Raw genomic sequence first — 14,423 nt, 5'->3', positions numbered from 1 at the left:
ACTCGCCAGTGGGCGTTTCTAGAGCACGCTCTGCAATCCTCGACTTTCCAAAAAAGCAAACGTTCTTACGCGTTTGCGCTCAACCACGTGCATTTAACAGAACCTCCTCGCGAACGTCAGGTACGGTGTCCGCGCTCAACGCTCACAAGGGGCGGCCGTATCGGTTACGCACAGCCACCGCTTCATGCGACGCAACGGACATTCAATGTTTCGTAGTCGACGGCAGATGTGGGTCGGAAGTGTGAGTTCACCAAAGCAGGAAGCTGCCGTCCGGCTGCTCGATGCTGTCTGCGTCAGCAATCTGCCGCATTGCTGACGTAGATCTCAGGTTGCCTCAAGGTCTGTTAAGGCCGATGACCCGCCTTACGAGCTGCAAGAGCGAAGGCCCTAGTACCTTGCAAGTACCCATTACAACCACCCAGCAATCTCCACCAGTTGTGGGCTCGACTTCTGCCCGACATCACCTGATCAACGACTGCCTCCTCGCCAGTTAATCTCCAGATCGCCGTCGGCCACTTTGAGACGTTCGACAGCACCGGAAAGATCGTTAACAATCGGCAGAGCAGCTGCAGATAGCGACCGTCATCGGTCGTTCTCTCGTCGTTCGGTACTTTAATTTTCCTTCGCCCCGCTTCTCCTGCCATGACTATCGCCTTCGAATCACCCGATCAACCCGACGTGATCGCCCTCATTGCCGAGCTGGACGCGTACCAGGACACCCTTTACCCGCCAGAGAGCCGGCACACCTTGGACATGGCGTCGTTAAAGCAACCCGATGTCCTTTTCGCCGTTGCGCGGGACCGTCTGGGTCATGCAATTGGCTGCGGCGCGATAGTCCTCTGCCCTGAATTCGGCGAACTCAAACGCGTGTATGTCAGTCCTCGCGGCCGAGGGCAAGGCATCGCCAAGAAGCTCATCACGGTGCTCGAGTTACGGGCAATAGACTTTGGCTGTAAATTGCTCAAGCTTGAAACCGGACCGTACCAACATGAGGCGCTGGCTTTGTATGCCTCCGCCGGTTATGAGCGCCGTGGACCGTTTGGTGATTACACGTTCGACCCAATGAGTGTTTTCATGCAGAAACACATTGCGGCCTGAGACGTGGATTCGTCCGGACACGCAAAACGCCGCGAACAAACCGCCCATGCCAGCTTGAATAGCGTGACCCACTCCACTCCCGAACCTCTCCCTTCCTGGAGCGCAACAATGTCTTCTCTTGCCCATACTTTCCGCCAACTGCACGCGGCCTCCGAGCCGCTGCGCCTGCCTAACGCGTGGGACGCCGGTAGCGCGAGGCTGTTCGAAAGCCTCGGCGCCAAGGCGATTGCCACCACCAGCGCTGGTGTCGCCTGGGCCAACGGCTATCCCGACGGCCGCACCATGCCTGCGGACACGGCCATCCAGGTTGCGGCCAGCATTGCACGTGTGTTACACGTGCCGCTGACCGTCGACATCGAGAATGGCTATGCCGACGAACCCACGGCGGTGGCGCAGACGGTCCTGCGATTTATGGAAGCCGGCGTCGTCGGCATCAATATCGAGGATGGCCGGGATGCGCCCGAGCTGCTCGCGGCAAAGATCGAAGCCATCAAGAGCGCCGCTGCCGGCGCGGGCGCGGACATCTTCATCAACGCGCGCACAGACATCTATTTGGCCCCGCTGGTCGAGGACGACAAGCGCGTAGACGAAGTGCTGCTGCGCGCCGCGCGCTACCGCAGTGCAGGCGCCGATGGCTTATTCGTGCCGGGGCTGACCGCGCCGGCAGATATCGAGGCCATCGTGCCCGCAGTCGGACTACCCCTGAACGTCATGGCATGGCCGGGCTTGTCGGACGCATCGGCGCTCGCTCAACTGGGCGTCCGGCGACTGAGCGCGGGGAGCGGCATTCCGCAGGTGCTGTGGGGCCATGCCGCAAGACTGGCGCAGGATTTCCTCGAAACCGGAAGCTCGACCCCCATGGGACGCGATGCCATGAGCTATGCCCATCTGCAGGCGCTGTTTGTCGGCGTCTGAGCCACTACGGAGGTCGCACATAACTCGCTAAATCATCCGCATCGAACCGCTGTCAAGGTACCTGCATGGGGAGAATGGGAAGGTACGTGCACGAAAGGCTGCCGTCTCACAGCGGCAGCCTTTCCCGACATGCAGTCAGCGTCAGTTGTCTGAGCCAACGATGAACAGGATCGACCTCTGAACGGGGATGCCACATCTGCGAGACCGTGATCTCCGCGGTTTTCACGGGAAGCTCGAAGGCATGCAACGTGGCAGCTGCGGCCAATGCTTGCTGTTCAGGCTGATCCCCCATCAAAGACGCAGGCACGAGCGCAACCAAGTCCGACGCTCGCGCCACAGCCAGCGCGGCGGGAAAACTCGGAACGACGGCGACAATCGTTCGTTCCAGTCCTAAAGCGGCCAGCGCCTCATCGACCGGCCCGCTTGCGCGACCGCGTCGTGAAGCGACGACATGGCCAAACGCGATGTACCTGTCGGCCGTCACTTCGCGCTCCATCGCGAGCGGATGCCCCTGTCTGACGACACCAAGAAACCGGTCCCGGAATAATGCCTGCACCCGGACTTCCGGCCCCATTTCGCTCAACACACCGATTTCAAGATCCGCGGAGCCGTCGCGCAAATGCGCCGCCGTCTTCTCAGGCTTGGGCGCAAAACGCAAACGTACGAGTGGCGCAGCCGTGGTCGCCGCGGCGATCAGCGAAGCGGCGAAAGCCTCCACGAAACCATCGTTGGCGCGAATGGTAAAGGTTCGCTGCAACGTCGAAAAATCCGGTTCCGTAGTCGAGGGACGAAGTACCGCACGCGCCTCGTGAACCGCATTCTGAGTGCGTTGGCGCAGTACCTCCGCATGAGGTGTCAATACCATATGGCGCCCCGCCCGAACCAATAGCGGGTCGCCGGTTGCCTCGCGGAGCCGGGTCAAGGTCCGGCTCATTGCCGATGCGCTTAATCCCAATCGACGCGCAGCGCCGGCTACGCTGCCATCGGCAAGCAATACGTCCAGCGCAATGAGTAAATTCAAGTCGGGTTCGGGCATGCCTGATCGTAGCAGGAACCGTCGATACATGGCGTTCGATGCAGGTTATAAGTGCAACTGCTGCGTCTTCCGCCATGTCATTCTCATCGATATATTCCATGTATCGACCCATGAATATCGGGTCTTACTCATAGGGATCTATCAATGCAAGACAACTCTCGGCAGAAAACCGTTCTCCTCATCGGTGCATCCCGTGGCCTCGGATTTGCCATGGTCGAGGAATACCTCAAGCGCGGCTGGCGAGTGATCGCCACCGGGCGGGAGAGCTCAACAGGAAAGCTGCGCCAACTCTCGGAAAGCACTCAAGGCGCGCTGGAAGTTGAAGCAGTCGATATCACGATTCCCGACCAGGTCAGCGCGTTACACGGCCGTCTCAAAGATCGGCAACTGGATCTGCTTTTCGTGAATGCGGGCGTCAAGAACGACGATGGTGAAACGATCGCCGATGTCTCGACCGAGGAATTCGTGCGCGTCATGGTGACGAATTCGTTGAGTCCCCTGAGGGTAATCGAGGCGTTTCAAGACCTCGTGCGGCCGACGGGAACGATTGGTGTCATGTCATCAGGGCAGGGCAGCCTCACCAACAACACTAACGGCAACTACCCGGTCTACAGGGCCAGTAAGGCTGCTCTCAACATGTTCATGCGTAGCTTCGCTGCGCGCCACCAGGACGACGCGAAAACCTTGCTATTGATGGCGCCTGGATGGGTACGGACAGACATGGGCGGTCCTGGCGGGCGTCTGAGTATCGAGGAAAGTATCCCGAACCTGCTGAACACGATGGAGGCCTACGAAGGGCGCTCCGGATTGCATTACCTGGACTACCTGGGAAGAGTCGTTCCTTGGTGAGCGTCCTTGGTGAGCGGCGACGAAGATTCCAAAGTCACGGCAGTCGCTGAATAGCGCAATACATCGCAATAGTGCCCCGGCAAGTCCAACGAGAACCAAGGACCCGCCGAGGTCAAAAAATGAACCGAAGGTCACCCGCCGACCAGCGACTTCCCTTGCGAAAGAATCTTGTCACAAACCTGCTTGGTGACTTGCTGCTTCAACCCGCCGCCACTCAGATCAACCTGTTTCCCATCACCACTTTTCAAAAGACCTGCGGCGCCTGAGGTATACCCGCTATCCGACGATGCAGCCGATGTCCCGCCTATCTTGCTCATCAGCGAGTCTTTAACCGATGACGCCCCATTCCCACTGAGATAGTTGTTCTTGATACAGAACTGCAGCACGCCTGCAACGTTACTCGTACTGCCCGATGTCAGCGATGACCCGGTCAACCCGCCGGTCATGCCGCTCATGCTCCCAAGACTGCTGAGTCCGCTGGACGAGGATCCATCGGAATTGCCGCCTCCCTTCAACAAATTGCCAAGTTGCGCGTGAGCGGCTGAAAAGGGTAACAACATTGCAATTGCGATGCCTGCAACGGTGCGGCGATACGTTCGGACTTTCATGCTCGGACTCCTTCAGTGACTAAAACCAGCCTCTAATATAGTGCGTTTCACGCAAGGCGTTGAATAAGAACGTTCGCGGCTTGCGTTATAACAATTTGGATGGAGTGCTGATGATCAAAAAATGACAATTGAAGGTCAACCGAAAGTCAATGAAAGTCCCGGCTCACGCTCGTCAACCCACCCAGCAGATACGACATATCCACCAGCCGTTGCGCGACGAGATGTCGAACCTCGCCTTCGCATTGCCACGTGCCATACACCGCCAGCAACGTCGACCCGAGCGCTTCGCGGCGCTGCTTCTCCAGCAAGCTCGGCCACACGATCACGTTGACGTTGCCGGTCTCATCTTCAATGGTCACGAACATCACACCCTTCGCCGTTCCAGGCCGTTGACGCACGGTCACGAGTCCGCATCCGCGCGCTAATCGCCCGTTCCTGTAATCACGCAACGTAGCCGCCGACATCAACCGCAGTTCAAGCAACGCCGGCCGCAGAAGTTCAAGCGGATGACGCCCAAGCGACAGACCCGTAGCCTTGTAGTCGCTGACAATATCCTCAGATTCAGAGGGCGCGCCGAGCAGAGGCGTGACATCTTCCACGCGTGCATCGTTGAGCATGTCTTTATCGGGCACGGCGGCCACGGATTGCCATAACGCTTCCCGTCGATTACCGGCAAGCGTAGTCAAGGCGTTGGCAGCAGCCAGCGCTTGCAGGTCATGCCGATCAAGTTGAGCGCGTTGCGCGAGGTCACCCACGCTCTCGAACTGACGCACACAACGGGCAGTTTCAATCCGCTCAGCCGCACCATCCCGCATCCCGCGAAGCAGCGATAACCCCAGCCGCACAGCAGGCTTGCTGTCCTCACCCCGACACTCATCCGGATACTCAAGCACCGAATCCCAGCCGCTCACTGTCACGTCGGCGGGAAACACCACTACGCCATGGCGCTTCGCGTCTTGAACGAGTTGCGAAGGGGAGTAGAAACCCATCGGCTGCGAGTTCAGCATGGCCGCGAGAAATGCCGCTGGTTCATGACGCTTCAACCAACTGCTGACATACACCAGCAACGCAAAACTCGCCGCATGGCTTTCAGGAAAACCATATTCACCAAAGCCCTTGATCTGCTCGAAAATAGCTTCTGCAAAGGCCTTTTCATAACCGCGCTCAACCATGCCGTTCACAATCCGGTCATAATATTTTCCCAGACCGCCTTTGCGTTTCCACGCAGCCATTGCCCGTCGCAATGCATCGGCTTCACCGGCTGTGAACCCCGCTGCGATCATCGCGATCTGCATGACCTGTTCCTGAAAGATCGGCACGCCCAAGGTCCTTTCCAATGCGATCTTCAACCCCTCGCTAGGATATTTAACCGGCTCCAAACCCTGACGCCGCCGCAAATACGGATGCACCGCACCACCTTGAATAGGACCAGGCCGTACGATCGCGACCTCGATCACCAGATCGTAAAACGCTTGCGGCCGCAGTCGCGGCAACATAGACATCTGCGCTCGCGATTCAATCTGGAACACACCGATAGTGTCCGCCTGCGAGATCATGTCGTAGGTAGGTTTGTCGTCGGGAGGGATGTCCTGCATCTCGAAGCGCTCGCCGCGTTTCTCCGAGACAATATCGAGCGTGCGTCGAATGGCCGACAGCATGCCGAGCGCGAGCACATCGACTTTCAAAAGCCCCAGCGCTTCCAGATCGTCCTTGTCCCACTGGATCACGCTGCGATCCGCCATAGCCGCATTTTCGATAGGAACCAGCCGCGTCAGTTTCTCCCGGCTGATCACAAATCCGCCCGAATGCTGCGACAGATGCCGCGGAAAATTCAGCAATTGCGCAGCCAGCGACGCCCACGATTGAATCAACGTATTCTCCGGATCAAGCCCGGATTCGGTGAAGCGTTGCAGCAGGTCATGACTGGTATCGAACCACTGATGCGACTTCGCGACGCGATCCACAATTTGCGGATCGACGCCCAGTGCCTTGCCCGTTTCACGCAATGCGCCGCGCGGCCGATACGTCGACACCGCCGCCGCAATCGCCGTCCGGTCACGCCCATATTTTCGATAGATATACTGGATCACTTCCTCGCGCCGCTGATGTTCAAAGTCGACATCAATATCCGGCGGCTCGCCGCGCTCTTTACTTATAAACCGCTCGAACAGCATGTTGCCGCGCGCCGGGTCCACTTCAGTCACGCCGAGGCAATAACACACGGCGGAGTTCGCGGCTGAACCACGCCCCTGGCAAAGAATGTTTTCGCTGCGGGCAAAGCGGACGAGGTCATAGACGGTCAAGAAATACGCCTCGTATTTCATATGCTCGATCAACTCGAGTTCGTGTTCTATCTGCGCCTGCACCTTGTGCTCAATGCCGAGCGGAAAACGCCGATGCGCGCCAATATAGGTCTCCTGCCGCAAATAAGCGGCGTGGGTAAAACCTGCCGGCACGATCTCATCCGGATAGTCATAACGCAAATCATCGAGTGAAAACGTGCAGCGCGTGAGCACGTTGAGGGTTTCGCCAAGCGTGTATTCCGGATAGAGATTCGCGAGCCGCAACCTGGAGCGCAGATGTTGCTCGGCGTTCGGCGTGAGATCGTAACCACATTCCGACACCGGCTTGCCTATACGGATTGCCGTCATGGTGTCCTGCAGCGGCTTGCGTGAACGCACGTGCATCACTACGTTGCCGGTCGCCACCACCGGCACCTTATGAAACGCAGCCACGTGCTCGATGGTCCCCCGATGCATGTCATCGAGTGCGCGCTGGTGCAGCGTCAATCCAACCCATGCGCGTTGGGCAAACGTGGTGTCGAGCCATTCGATCTGGGCATCGAGCGCAGCCTGCTTTGCGGGGAAATCGGGTACGAGGATCGCGAGGCAATCCGGCATGCCGCGCAGATGCGCAAACTCTTTATCGGGCCGCGCCAGATCGTTCGGCGTGAGCAGGTACGCGCCTTTTTTCGACCGCATGCGGGCAATGGTGATGAGCTCCGACAAATTGCCGTATCCATTGCGGTTCGTCGCCAGCAAAATGAGTCCGAAGGCCGGCGAAAGATCCGCGTTGACGAGCTTGAAATACGAGCCGATCACCAGCGGAAAATTCAGGTTCTTCGCCTCCACATGCGCGCGTACGACACCCGCGAGCGAGCATTCATCGGTGATTGCCAGGCCGGCATAACCGAGTTGCGCCGCCCGCGCGACCAGCTCCTCTCCACGCGATGCCCCGTGAAGGAACGTGAAGTTGGAAAATGCGAAAAGCTCCGCATACGCGGGCAGCATGGAGAAGGTGGTATCCACGATTCATCATCCAAACAGACCGTGGAGGAACCAGCGCGGGTCTTCGGCTTCCGCGCTGCCGGGCCGCTCGCGATAAATCCAGTAGCAACTTTGATCGGTGGCTTGCGCGACGAAATAATCGCGGCTGGTCAAATTACCGTCGAACCATCCCGCCTCGATGCGCTCAGCCGGCGACACGAGCTTCAGCGACGACCCATAGAACGGCCGATGACTTTTCATCATCAATTGCAACGGCTTTTCAAGCAGCCATGCCGGGCGCGGCAGATCGGACGGCACGGCTTCAAGTTTTTGAGGAAGGGTGGTATCGGTGACGGAGATCCATCGGTTCGCCTGTTCCGGCCGGTAATCCGATGAAGGCGCCGCACGCAGCACGTTCTCGGCGCCGAGCCGCGCCACCAGCAATTCGAGCAACCGATTGTGGTCTTCAGGCGAGCCGCCGGGTTCAGGAAAGAGCGTCTCGGTAGGCGGTTCGGCAGGCTGAATTTTTGCGGCGCTCAGGCGCAACGCTATCACCGGCGCCACGAGTTCCGTGCGGCCAAGCCGCTCCTTGAACAAGCGCACCAGATGTTCTTCGTGCCAGGTGGGTTCAGCGAGGGCGATCTGGATAACGGTTGGGTCGATGGCATCGCGGCCGCGCTCGTGTTCCAGCGTGAGCGTGGCATGCGTGAGCGCCAGTTGCTGCGTGCTCAGCCAGCCGCACAGTTGCACGATCAACCGGCGCGCGGCAAACAGCATGGCTTCCGCATGCTCGATGCGATCAGGCAACTCGATGCGCGCGCTGAAAGCGGGCGGCACAGCCAGCCATTCGTAGAGTTCGGGCGCGAGCCCATAAGCGCGGTCGAGCGAATCCAGCAGCGCGACGCCGCAGCGTTTTTTCAAGCCGGCACGCGGCAGACGGCGGATGTCGTTCAGCGTCTTGCAACCCAGTCCCGTGAACCAGTCCCTGAAAGCCCGCACTTCCGGCGCGGCGTGGAACGGCAGCGTTCCGAGCTTGCGTTCGAGCGACGTCATTTTCAGCACGCGCCGCTTGCCGAGGTGAGCGCTCTGGATGCTTCTGGCCAGCAGCCACGCGCCCTGGCCGGTCGGCGCTGTGCTCAGGCGCGCCGTCACGCCGATGGCATCGACAATGTCCCGCATCTGATGACACAGCCGCACGATGCCGCCGAAGAGCCGCAAGCTCGCCGTGACGTCGATAACAATGGTTTCCTCATCGCAAAGTGTGACCATGGGAGAGAATTTCATCAGGGAAAAAGCTACCTCGCGCATCAAGTCGTTTTCCCGGCTCAGCTCGCGTTCGAACATGAGGGTGTCGGGCGAGAGTGTGAGGACGCCACCGCGTTTCATGCCGATGCACACGCTGGCCTCGCGAGCGCTCAGGTCTCCTATGAAGACCGTGTCGCGGTCGAGGACGACGCAGCCGTGTTCAGGCTTAGGCGACCAGCGTGGACGGAACACTTCCAGCGACAACCGGGGTAGATGTATGCCGACGTACACGGGCATGAGGACTCATCAGAACGGGAGAGGGTTGCAGGGTGACGGACAGTCTTTCGGCGCGAATCGGGCCTTTGCGCTTGATGATGTCGACAGCAATACCGTCGCCGGCCGGCCGCACGCACAGCCTCAACGTGGCCGGCGACGAATCCGCCGCGCTCGCGAGCGGGCGCACCATCAGGAATAGCGTTTCAGAGGATTGCGCGGCCATGTGGAGGCGCCGTAGCGACTCCGTGCGCGCGTATTGCTGCCAGAAGATAAGCGCCCCGCAACTGCCGGTTTTGAGGATTTGCTCGGCTGACCACAACGCGTCAGCCAGTTTCGATGCGCGTACCTGGAGCAGCTTGTCGAGCGGCACACCGAGATACGCAAAGGCAAGAGAATTTGGCATGTGAGGCGGTTGCACGAAGGCGATGGGGCGGCGGCTTACCGCGGCGAGCGCCGGGCGTAACAGCCTGACTTCGCCCACGCCCGGTTGCTGCACCAGCAACTCGATCAGCGTTCCCAGGGGCCAGCCGCCGCCCGGCAGTTCGGCCGACAGCACGGCATAACCCGTGTCGACCGTCTGCCCCTGCGAGCGCGCGAGCTGCGACCCGCGCCACAAGGCGGGGTGGATGTCTTCGACGTTCTTGAGCAGGGCTGACATGGCAAATTTAACTGTATGGATGTACAGTACTTTACCTTGAATTGATCGAACTTGAACTGCCCCTTTTTAAACGCGGGGGAGGATATCGGAGAGGAAAATATGACCGGGGAATGGTCCGGAAACGGTAAGGAGAATGCGCGGTGACCATCCTGGTTGGCACGGCTTCATGGACTGATCCCACGCTGATCAAGTGCAAGCGTTTTTATCCGCCTGGCTGCTCGAGCGCGGAGGCACGCTTGCGTCATTACGCGTCCGTGTTCCCGTTGGTGGAGGTTGATTCCAGCTATTACGCCATGCCCAACGCCGCGAATTCGGTGTTGTGGGCAGAGCGGACACCGCCCGGGTTCGTGTTCAACATCAAGGCGTTTCGCTTGTTCACGGGGCATCAGACCGCACGCGACATGTTCCCGCCGGACATCCAGCCGCACTTGCCGCAGAACGGCAAGACGAGCCTGTATTACAAGGATTTGCCGGACGAGTTGCAACAGGAACTATGGTGCCGGTACTTCGAAGCCGTTGAGCCGCTTCGTCTTGCCGGCAAGCTCGGCGCGGTGCATTTCCAGTTTGCGCCGTGGGTGATCTGCAATCCCCATGGCATCCGGCATGTCGAGCACTGTGCGGACGTCATGGGCGCAATGGACGGCTACACCATGGCGGTCGAGTTTCGCAACCAGACCTGGTTCGACGACAAGCGCCGCGACTCCACGCTCGCCATGGAACGTGAGCGCGGACTGGTGAATGTGGTGGTGGATGAACCGCAGGGGTCGAGTAACAGCATCCCCGCCATTTGGGAAACAACGCATCCGCGGCTGGCGCTGATTCGCATGCATGGACGCAATCAGGACACATGGAATATCAAAGGCGCGGTTGCATCGTCGTCGAGATTTCACTACGAGTACAACGACGATGAAATCGATTCGCTAGCTAGTCAGATCATCGAGATCTCGAAAGCGGTTGAATTGACGCATGTGGTTTTTAATACGAACTACGAGGACCAGGGGCAGAGGAATGCGGCGAAGTTGATGGGCGTCCTGGGCGCGAACGCGATTGCGTCATGATCTTTTGGACGGCGGCTACCGAAGGCAGCAACAGGCTCAGAGCATGTCACAACGCGTAGCCGCCGAACATTGAGAAATCGGACCCCAACACGCCGTGCATGGTCGCCGGATTTCCGGCTTCAGTTAGTCACGAGGCGATTCGGTCCGCTGGAATCTATCCCTGTGCATCTCACGCGTCGACGAGATCCCGAACTCCCTGTACTGGCAAATTAGTGCAAAAGGCAGTACATTTGCTTGCCTTGTTGATGGGATCACGCCATGTCACGCCTGAAGGACGAAACCCTTTCGATCCGTACCTCTGCCGACATCAAGCAACTGCTCCGCGTGGCGGCCGAGCGTGAGCGGCGCTCGGTTGCTTCGATGATCGAAATCCTGGTTCTCGACTACGCACGAACCCATAACCTGAAACCGGATCGACAAGATGACGACTCGGTAAAGGGAAATGTCTCGCGCGAGATGTAGGCGAAATTGAGATCAGGGTTTTTAGATGCAGAAGTAAAGCTCTCTTGCGGATATTGATAGTGCGGGGAAAAAGTGATGGCAAAAACGAGGGAACCTTCATGACCCAGAACTGGCCTTATCCCGGCGCCCGCTGGTGGAAGTTTGATTTCCACACGCATACGCCCGCGTCCAAAGACACTAACGCGTGGCAAAAGGCCGTCGGGACGCCGGATGAAATCACGTCGGAGAAATGGCTGCTCAAGTACATGGCAGCCGAGATCGACTGTGTGGCCGTGACTGACCACAACAGCGGCGAGTGGATCGACGGGCTCAAGTCGACGTACGCGAGGATGAAGAGCGAAGCGGATGCGGGGATGGCGCCGGTTGGATTCCGGGAGTTGCATCTCTTTCCCGGTGTGGAAATCTCGGTGCAGGGCGGCTTTCACCTGCTGGCGATCTTTGATCCGTTGTCTGCCGGCGGCCAGACAATCAGCGACTTGCTGGCGGTTGTGCGCTACGAGGGCACGCGCGGCGACAGCGACGGCGTAACCCGTGAGGGAGCGGCGAAAGTCGTCGAAGAAGTCGTAGCAGCCGGTGGAGTCGCGATACCGGCGCATGTAGATGGCGACAAGGGCTTGCTTCAAGTCGAGCCGGGAACCCGCAAATGCCGTCTTGACACGACCACCGTGAAGCAAGTGCTGCAAGAGCCTGGCATTCTCGCCGTGGAGTGGCGCGATCAGGCCAAGCAGGGGCCAACGATACTGGACGAACTCAAGCTCTCGTTTGCAAAGGTCGTCGGCAGCGATTGCCACACTTTTCAGGGATCAGCCGTTCCGGGCTCTCGTTACACATGGATCAAGATGGCCACGCCGCCTAGCCTGGAAGGCTTGCGTCTGGCCCTGCTGGATGGGCAACACGGCGTGTCGGTCCGTCGCAGTGACGATGGTGACGGTTTCACTCCGTTCAAGAAGCCTGAGCATTTCATTGAATCTATCGAGATTTACCACGCCCGATTCATGGGGCACAGTAAGGCTGCCGTGCTGACGTTCAACCCCTATTTCAATGCCCTGATCGGTGGGCGCGGTACGGGTAAATCAACGATCGTGCACGCATTGCGGCTCGCTTACCGGCGCGAGACAGAACTGGCGCGAAGCTCGGAGTCTGAGGAGACCTTTGCTCGATTCAACAAGGTCGCGAAGAACCGCAATGACGAAGGTGGCTTGCTTCCCGACACGCGAATTTGCTTGCAGGTTAGCCGGGACGGGACGTCCTACCGATTGATTTGGCAGCAGGATGGTCAAGGCCATGTGGTCGAGGAGTGGGATGAATCCATCAAGGCGTTCAAACCTTCGAGCAGCCAGGTCATCAACCAGCAGCGCTTTCCCATCCGTTTGTTCAGCCAGGGACAAATCGCGGCGCTGGCAGGCGACAGCCAGCAACCGTTGCTCAAGGTTATCGACGATGCGGCTGGTACAAGCACACAGCAAGCCGCTTTCGGCGAAGCCAGAGATAGCTTCTTCGCGACGAGTGCGCAGATTCGCGAGATTGACGGCAAGCTGCAAGGTCGCGATCCGCTGAACCTCAGCCTGCAAGATATTCAGCGCAAGCTTGCTCGCTTCGAAGGCGCGGACCACGCGGCGGTGCTGAAGAACTACCAGCGAACCAGTCGGCAGAGCCGCGAACTGGAGCGCCAATTCCAGAGCGCCACAGAGCTTGCGGGACGTTTGAAGGCGTTTGCGCAAGAGCTTCTCGCAGAAGACTTGCCCGACGCTCTGTTCGATGCAGCTACCGATGATTCGGCGCTGCAGGTCGTTCGGAAACTACACGCGGCAGTTGGCAAAGCACGCTTGGAAGTCGAGCGCACGGCTAGTCAACTTGAGGAGCACAGCAGCGTACTCAAGACTGAACTAGAGGCTTCGACGTGGGCAACGCAAGAGGCGAGCGCCAAGTCCGCGTATGACACTTTAAAAACTGATTTGCAACTGCAAGGAGTGAATGATCCAAGCGAGTATGGGCGTCTTGTGCAGGAAAAGCAGCAACTGGAGAGCGAGGTCAAGCGTTTGGATGCGCTGCAAAAACAGCGAGATGCGCTTGAGGAAAGGTCTCAGATGCAGCTAGAGAAAGTCAAGACTGCCCGACAGGCGATCAGCACTTGCCGCGACGACTTCCTGAAGCGCTCGCTTGACGGTAACGACTACGTGCAAATGAAACTAATTCCGTACAGCAGGGATGCGCGCGCCATCGAGCGCTCGCTTAGAGATCTGCTCGGCGTGACCGAAGAAAAGTACAAGGATATATACCAGGAAGCCTCGGAAGGAACTCCCGCGAAGGGGCTGGTGGCTGACCTGATGCTACCGTCAAAACTTGCGGAGAACGACGGCCAACGGAATACACCGGTGTTTGAGACCGCTATCGAAGAATTGAAGAAGCGCCTGGTACAAGCGTGCCGCAGCCAAGCAGATTTCGGCAAACCGTTCAGTAAGCACTTGAAGGCTGAGGTAGACAAACGTCCGGAACTCATCGATCACATTCTTTGCTGGTTTCCTGAGGACGGCCTGGACGTTGAATACAGTCGAAAAGGGGATGGTCGTAACTTTCAGTCCATCGGTCAAGCGTCAGCGGGCCAGCGCGCTGCGGCCATGTTGGCCTTCCTGTTAGCTCATGGTAGCGAACCGCTAGTGCTGGACCAGCCTGAGGACGATCTGGACAATCATCTGATCTACGGCTTGGTCGTACAGCAAATTCGCTCGATCAAGCAGCATCGGCAACTGATCATCGTGACCCACAACCCAAACATCGTCGTGAACGGTGACGCTGAATACATCCATGTGCTGGACTTCAAAAAGGAATGCTACGTCAAGCAAACCGGCTCACTGCAAGACCAGGCGATGCGCGATGAGGTCTGTCAGGTGATGGAAGGTGGCAAGGAGGCGTTCGATCGCCGCTATCAACGGTTGGGAAGAGAGGTTTGAA

Annotated in this window: 11 protein-coding genes; 6 read left to right on the top strand and 5 right to left on the bottom strand. The window is 58.6% G+C overall.

What is annotated here, in order from left to right; all coding sequences use genetic code 11:
• Nucleotides 1-642: 642 nt before the first annotated feature.
• Nucleotides 643-1,098: a GNAT family N-acetyltransferase gene (locus ACSOSP_RS22900; RefSeq protein WP_455313200.1), complete on the top strand. Its 456-nt coding sequence runs from the start codon at nucleotides 643-645 to the stop codon at nucleotides 1,096-1,098.
• Nucleotides 1,099-1,206: 108 nt separating this feature from the next.
• The gene (locus ACSOSP_RS22895; protein ID WP_455313199.1) at nucleotides 1,207-2,013 is read left to right on the top strand and encodes an isocitrate lyase/PEP mutase family protein; all 807 of its coding nucleotides are present in this window, start codon (nucleotides 1,207-1,209) and stop codon (nucleotides 2,011-2,013) included.
• Nucleotides 2,014-2,119: 106 nt separating this feature from the next.
• On the opposite strand, the gene ACSOSP_RS22890 is transcribed toward ACSOSP_RS22895, so the two are convergent.
• A complete protein-coding gene (locus ACSOSP_RS22890) occupies nucleotides 2,120-3,049 on the bottom strand; it encodes a LysR family transcriptional regulator (RefSeq protein ID WP_455313198.1) in 930 nt (309 codons plus the stop codon).
• 144 nt (nucleotides 3,050-3,193) lie between these two features.
• Here ACSOSP_RS22890 and ACSOSP_RS22885 point away from each other — a divergent pair, with 144 nt between their 5' ends.
• Complete coding sequence (locus tag ACSOSP_RS22885) at nucleotides 3,194-3,898, top strand: SDR family NAD(P)-dependent oxidoreductase (RefSeq protein WP_455313197.1); 705 nt, start codon at nucleotides 3,194-3,196, stop codon at nucleotides 3,896-3,898.
• Nucleotides 3,899-4,029: 131 nt separating this feature from the next.
• Here the strand turns inward: ACSOSP_RS22885 and ACSOSP_RS22880 are convergent, their stop codons facing one another.
• From ACSOSP_RS22880 to imuA, 4 genes are all read right to left on the bottom strand, one after another.
• Nucleotides 4,030-4,506 (bottom strand): DUF2501 domain-containing protein, encoded by a 477-nt coding sequence (locus tag ACSOSP_RS22880; RefSeq protein ID WP_455313196.1) that lies wholly within the window; start codon nucleotides 4,504-4,506, stop codon nucleotides 4,030-4,032.
• Between the two features lie 146 nt (nucleotides 4,507-4,652).
• Nucleotides 4,653-7,814 (bottom strand): error-prone DNA polymerase, encoded by a 3,162-nt coding sequence (locus tag ACSOSP_RS22875; protein WP_455313195.1) that lies wholly within the window; start codon nucleotides 7,812-7,814, stop codon nucleotides 4,653-4,655.
• Nucleotides 7,815-7,820: 6 nt separating this feature from the next.
• On the bottom strand, nucleotides 7,821-9,314 hold the full coding sequence (locus tag ACSOSP_RS22870; RefSeq protein ID WP_455313194.1) for a DNA polymerase Y family protein: 1,494 nt from the start codon (nucleotides 9,312-9,314) through the stop codon (nucleotides 7,821-7,823).
• Nucleotides 9,244-9,951, bottom strand: a complete 708-nt coding sequence (gene imuA, locus ACSOSP_RS22865; protein WP_455313193.1) for a translesion DNA synthesis-associated protein ImuA — start codon at nucleotides 9,949-9,951, stop codon at nucleotides 9,244-9,246. Before imuA ends, ACSOSP_RS22870 begins: the two co-directional genes overlap by 71 nt.
• Before the next feature lie 140 nt (nucleotides 9,952-10,091).
• On the opposite strand from imuA, the gene ACSOSP_RS22860 reads away from it, so the two are divergent.
• The 3 genes from ACSOSP_RS22860 (at nucleotide 10,092) to ACSOSP_RS22850 (ending at nucleotide 14,422) form a co-directional block, all read left to right on the top strand.
• Nucleotides 10,092-11,009, top strand: a complete 918-nt coding sequence (locus tag ACSOSP_RS22860; protein WP_455313192.1) for a DUF72 domain-containing protein — start codon at nucleotides 10,092-10,094, stop codon at nucleotides 11,007-11,009.
• Between the two features lie 258 nt (nucleotides 11,010-11,267).
• Nucleotides 11,268-11,471, top strand: a complete 204-nt coding sequence (locus tag ACSOSP_RS22855; RefSeq protein ID WP_455313191.1) for a hypothetical protein — start codon at nucleotides 11,268-11,270, stop codon at nucleotides 11,469-11,471.
• Nucleotides 11,472-11,569: 98 nt separating this feature from the next.
• A complete protein-coding gene (locus ACSOSP_RS22850) occupies nucleotides 11,570-14,422 on the top strand; it encodes a TrlF family AAA-like ATPase (RefSeq protein WP_455313190.1) in 2,853 nt (950 codons plus the stop codon).
• Nucleotide 14,423 lies beyond the last annotated feature (1 nt).

The sequence above is a fragment of the Caballeronia sp. KNU42 genome, from assembly GCF_053760385.1.
This window is presented reverse-complemented; position numbering and strand designations above follow the sequence as displayed.

Coding starts and splice junctions, on each gene's coding strand:
- ACSOSP_RS22900 (WP_455313200.1), top strand. CDS start 643: ATGACTATCGCCTTCGAATCACCCGATCAACCCGACGTGATCGCCCTC.
- ACSOSP_RS22895 (WP_455313199.1), top strand. CDS start 1,207: ATGTCTTCTCTTGCCCATACTTTCCGCCAACTGCACGCGGCCTCCGAG.
- ACSOSP_RS22890 (WP_455313198.1), bottom strand. CDS start 3,049: ATGCCCGAACCCGACTTGAATTTACTCATTGCGCTGGACGTATTGCTT.
- ACSOSP_RS22885 (WP_455313197.1), top strand. CDS start 3,194: ATGCAAGACAACTCTCGGCAGAAAACCGTTCTCCTCATCGGTGCATCC.
- ACSOSP_RS22880 (WP_455313196.1), bottom strand. CDS start 4,506: ATGAAAGTCCGAACGTATCGCCGCACCGTTGCAGGCATCGCAATTGCA.
- ACSOSP_RS22870 (WP_455313194.1), bottom strand. CDS start 9,314: ATGCCCGTGTACGTCGGCATACATCTACCCCGGTTGTCGCTGGAAGTG.
- imuA (WP_455313193.1), bottom strand. CDS start 9,951: ATGTCAGCCCTGCTCAAGAACGTCGAAGACATCCACCCCGCCTTGTGG.
- ACSOSP_RS22855 (WP_455313191.1), top strand. CDS start 11,268: ATGTCACGCCTGAAGGACGAAACCCTTTCGATCCGTACCTCTGCCGAC.
- ACSOSP_RS22850 (WP_455313190.1), top strand. CDS start 11,570: ATGACCCAGAACTGGCCTTATCCCGGCGCCCGCTGGTGGAAGTTTGAT.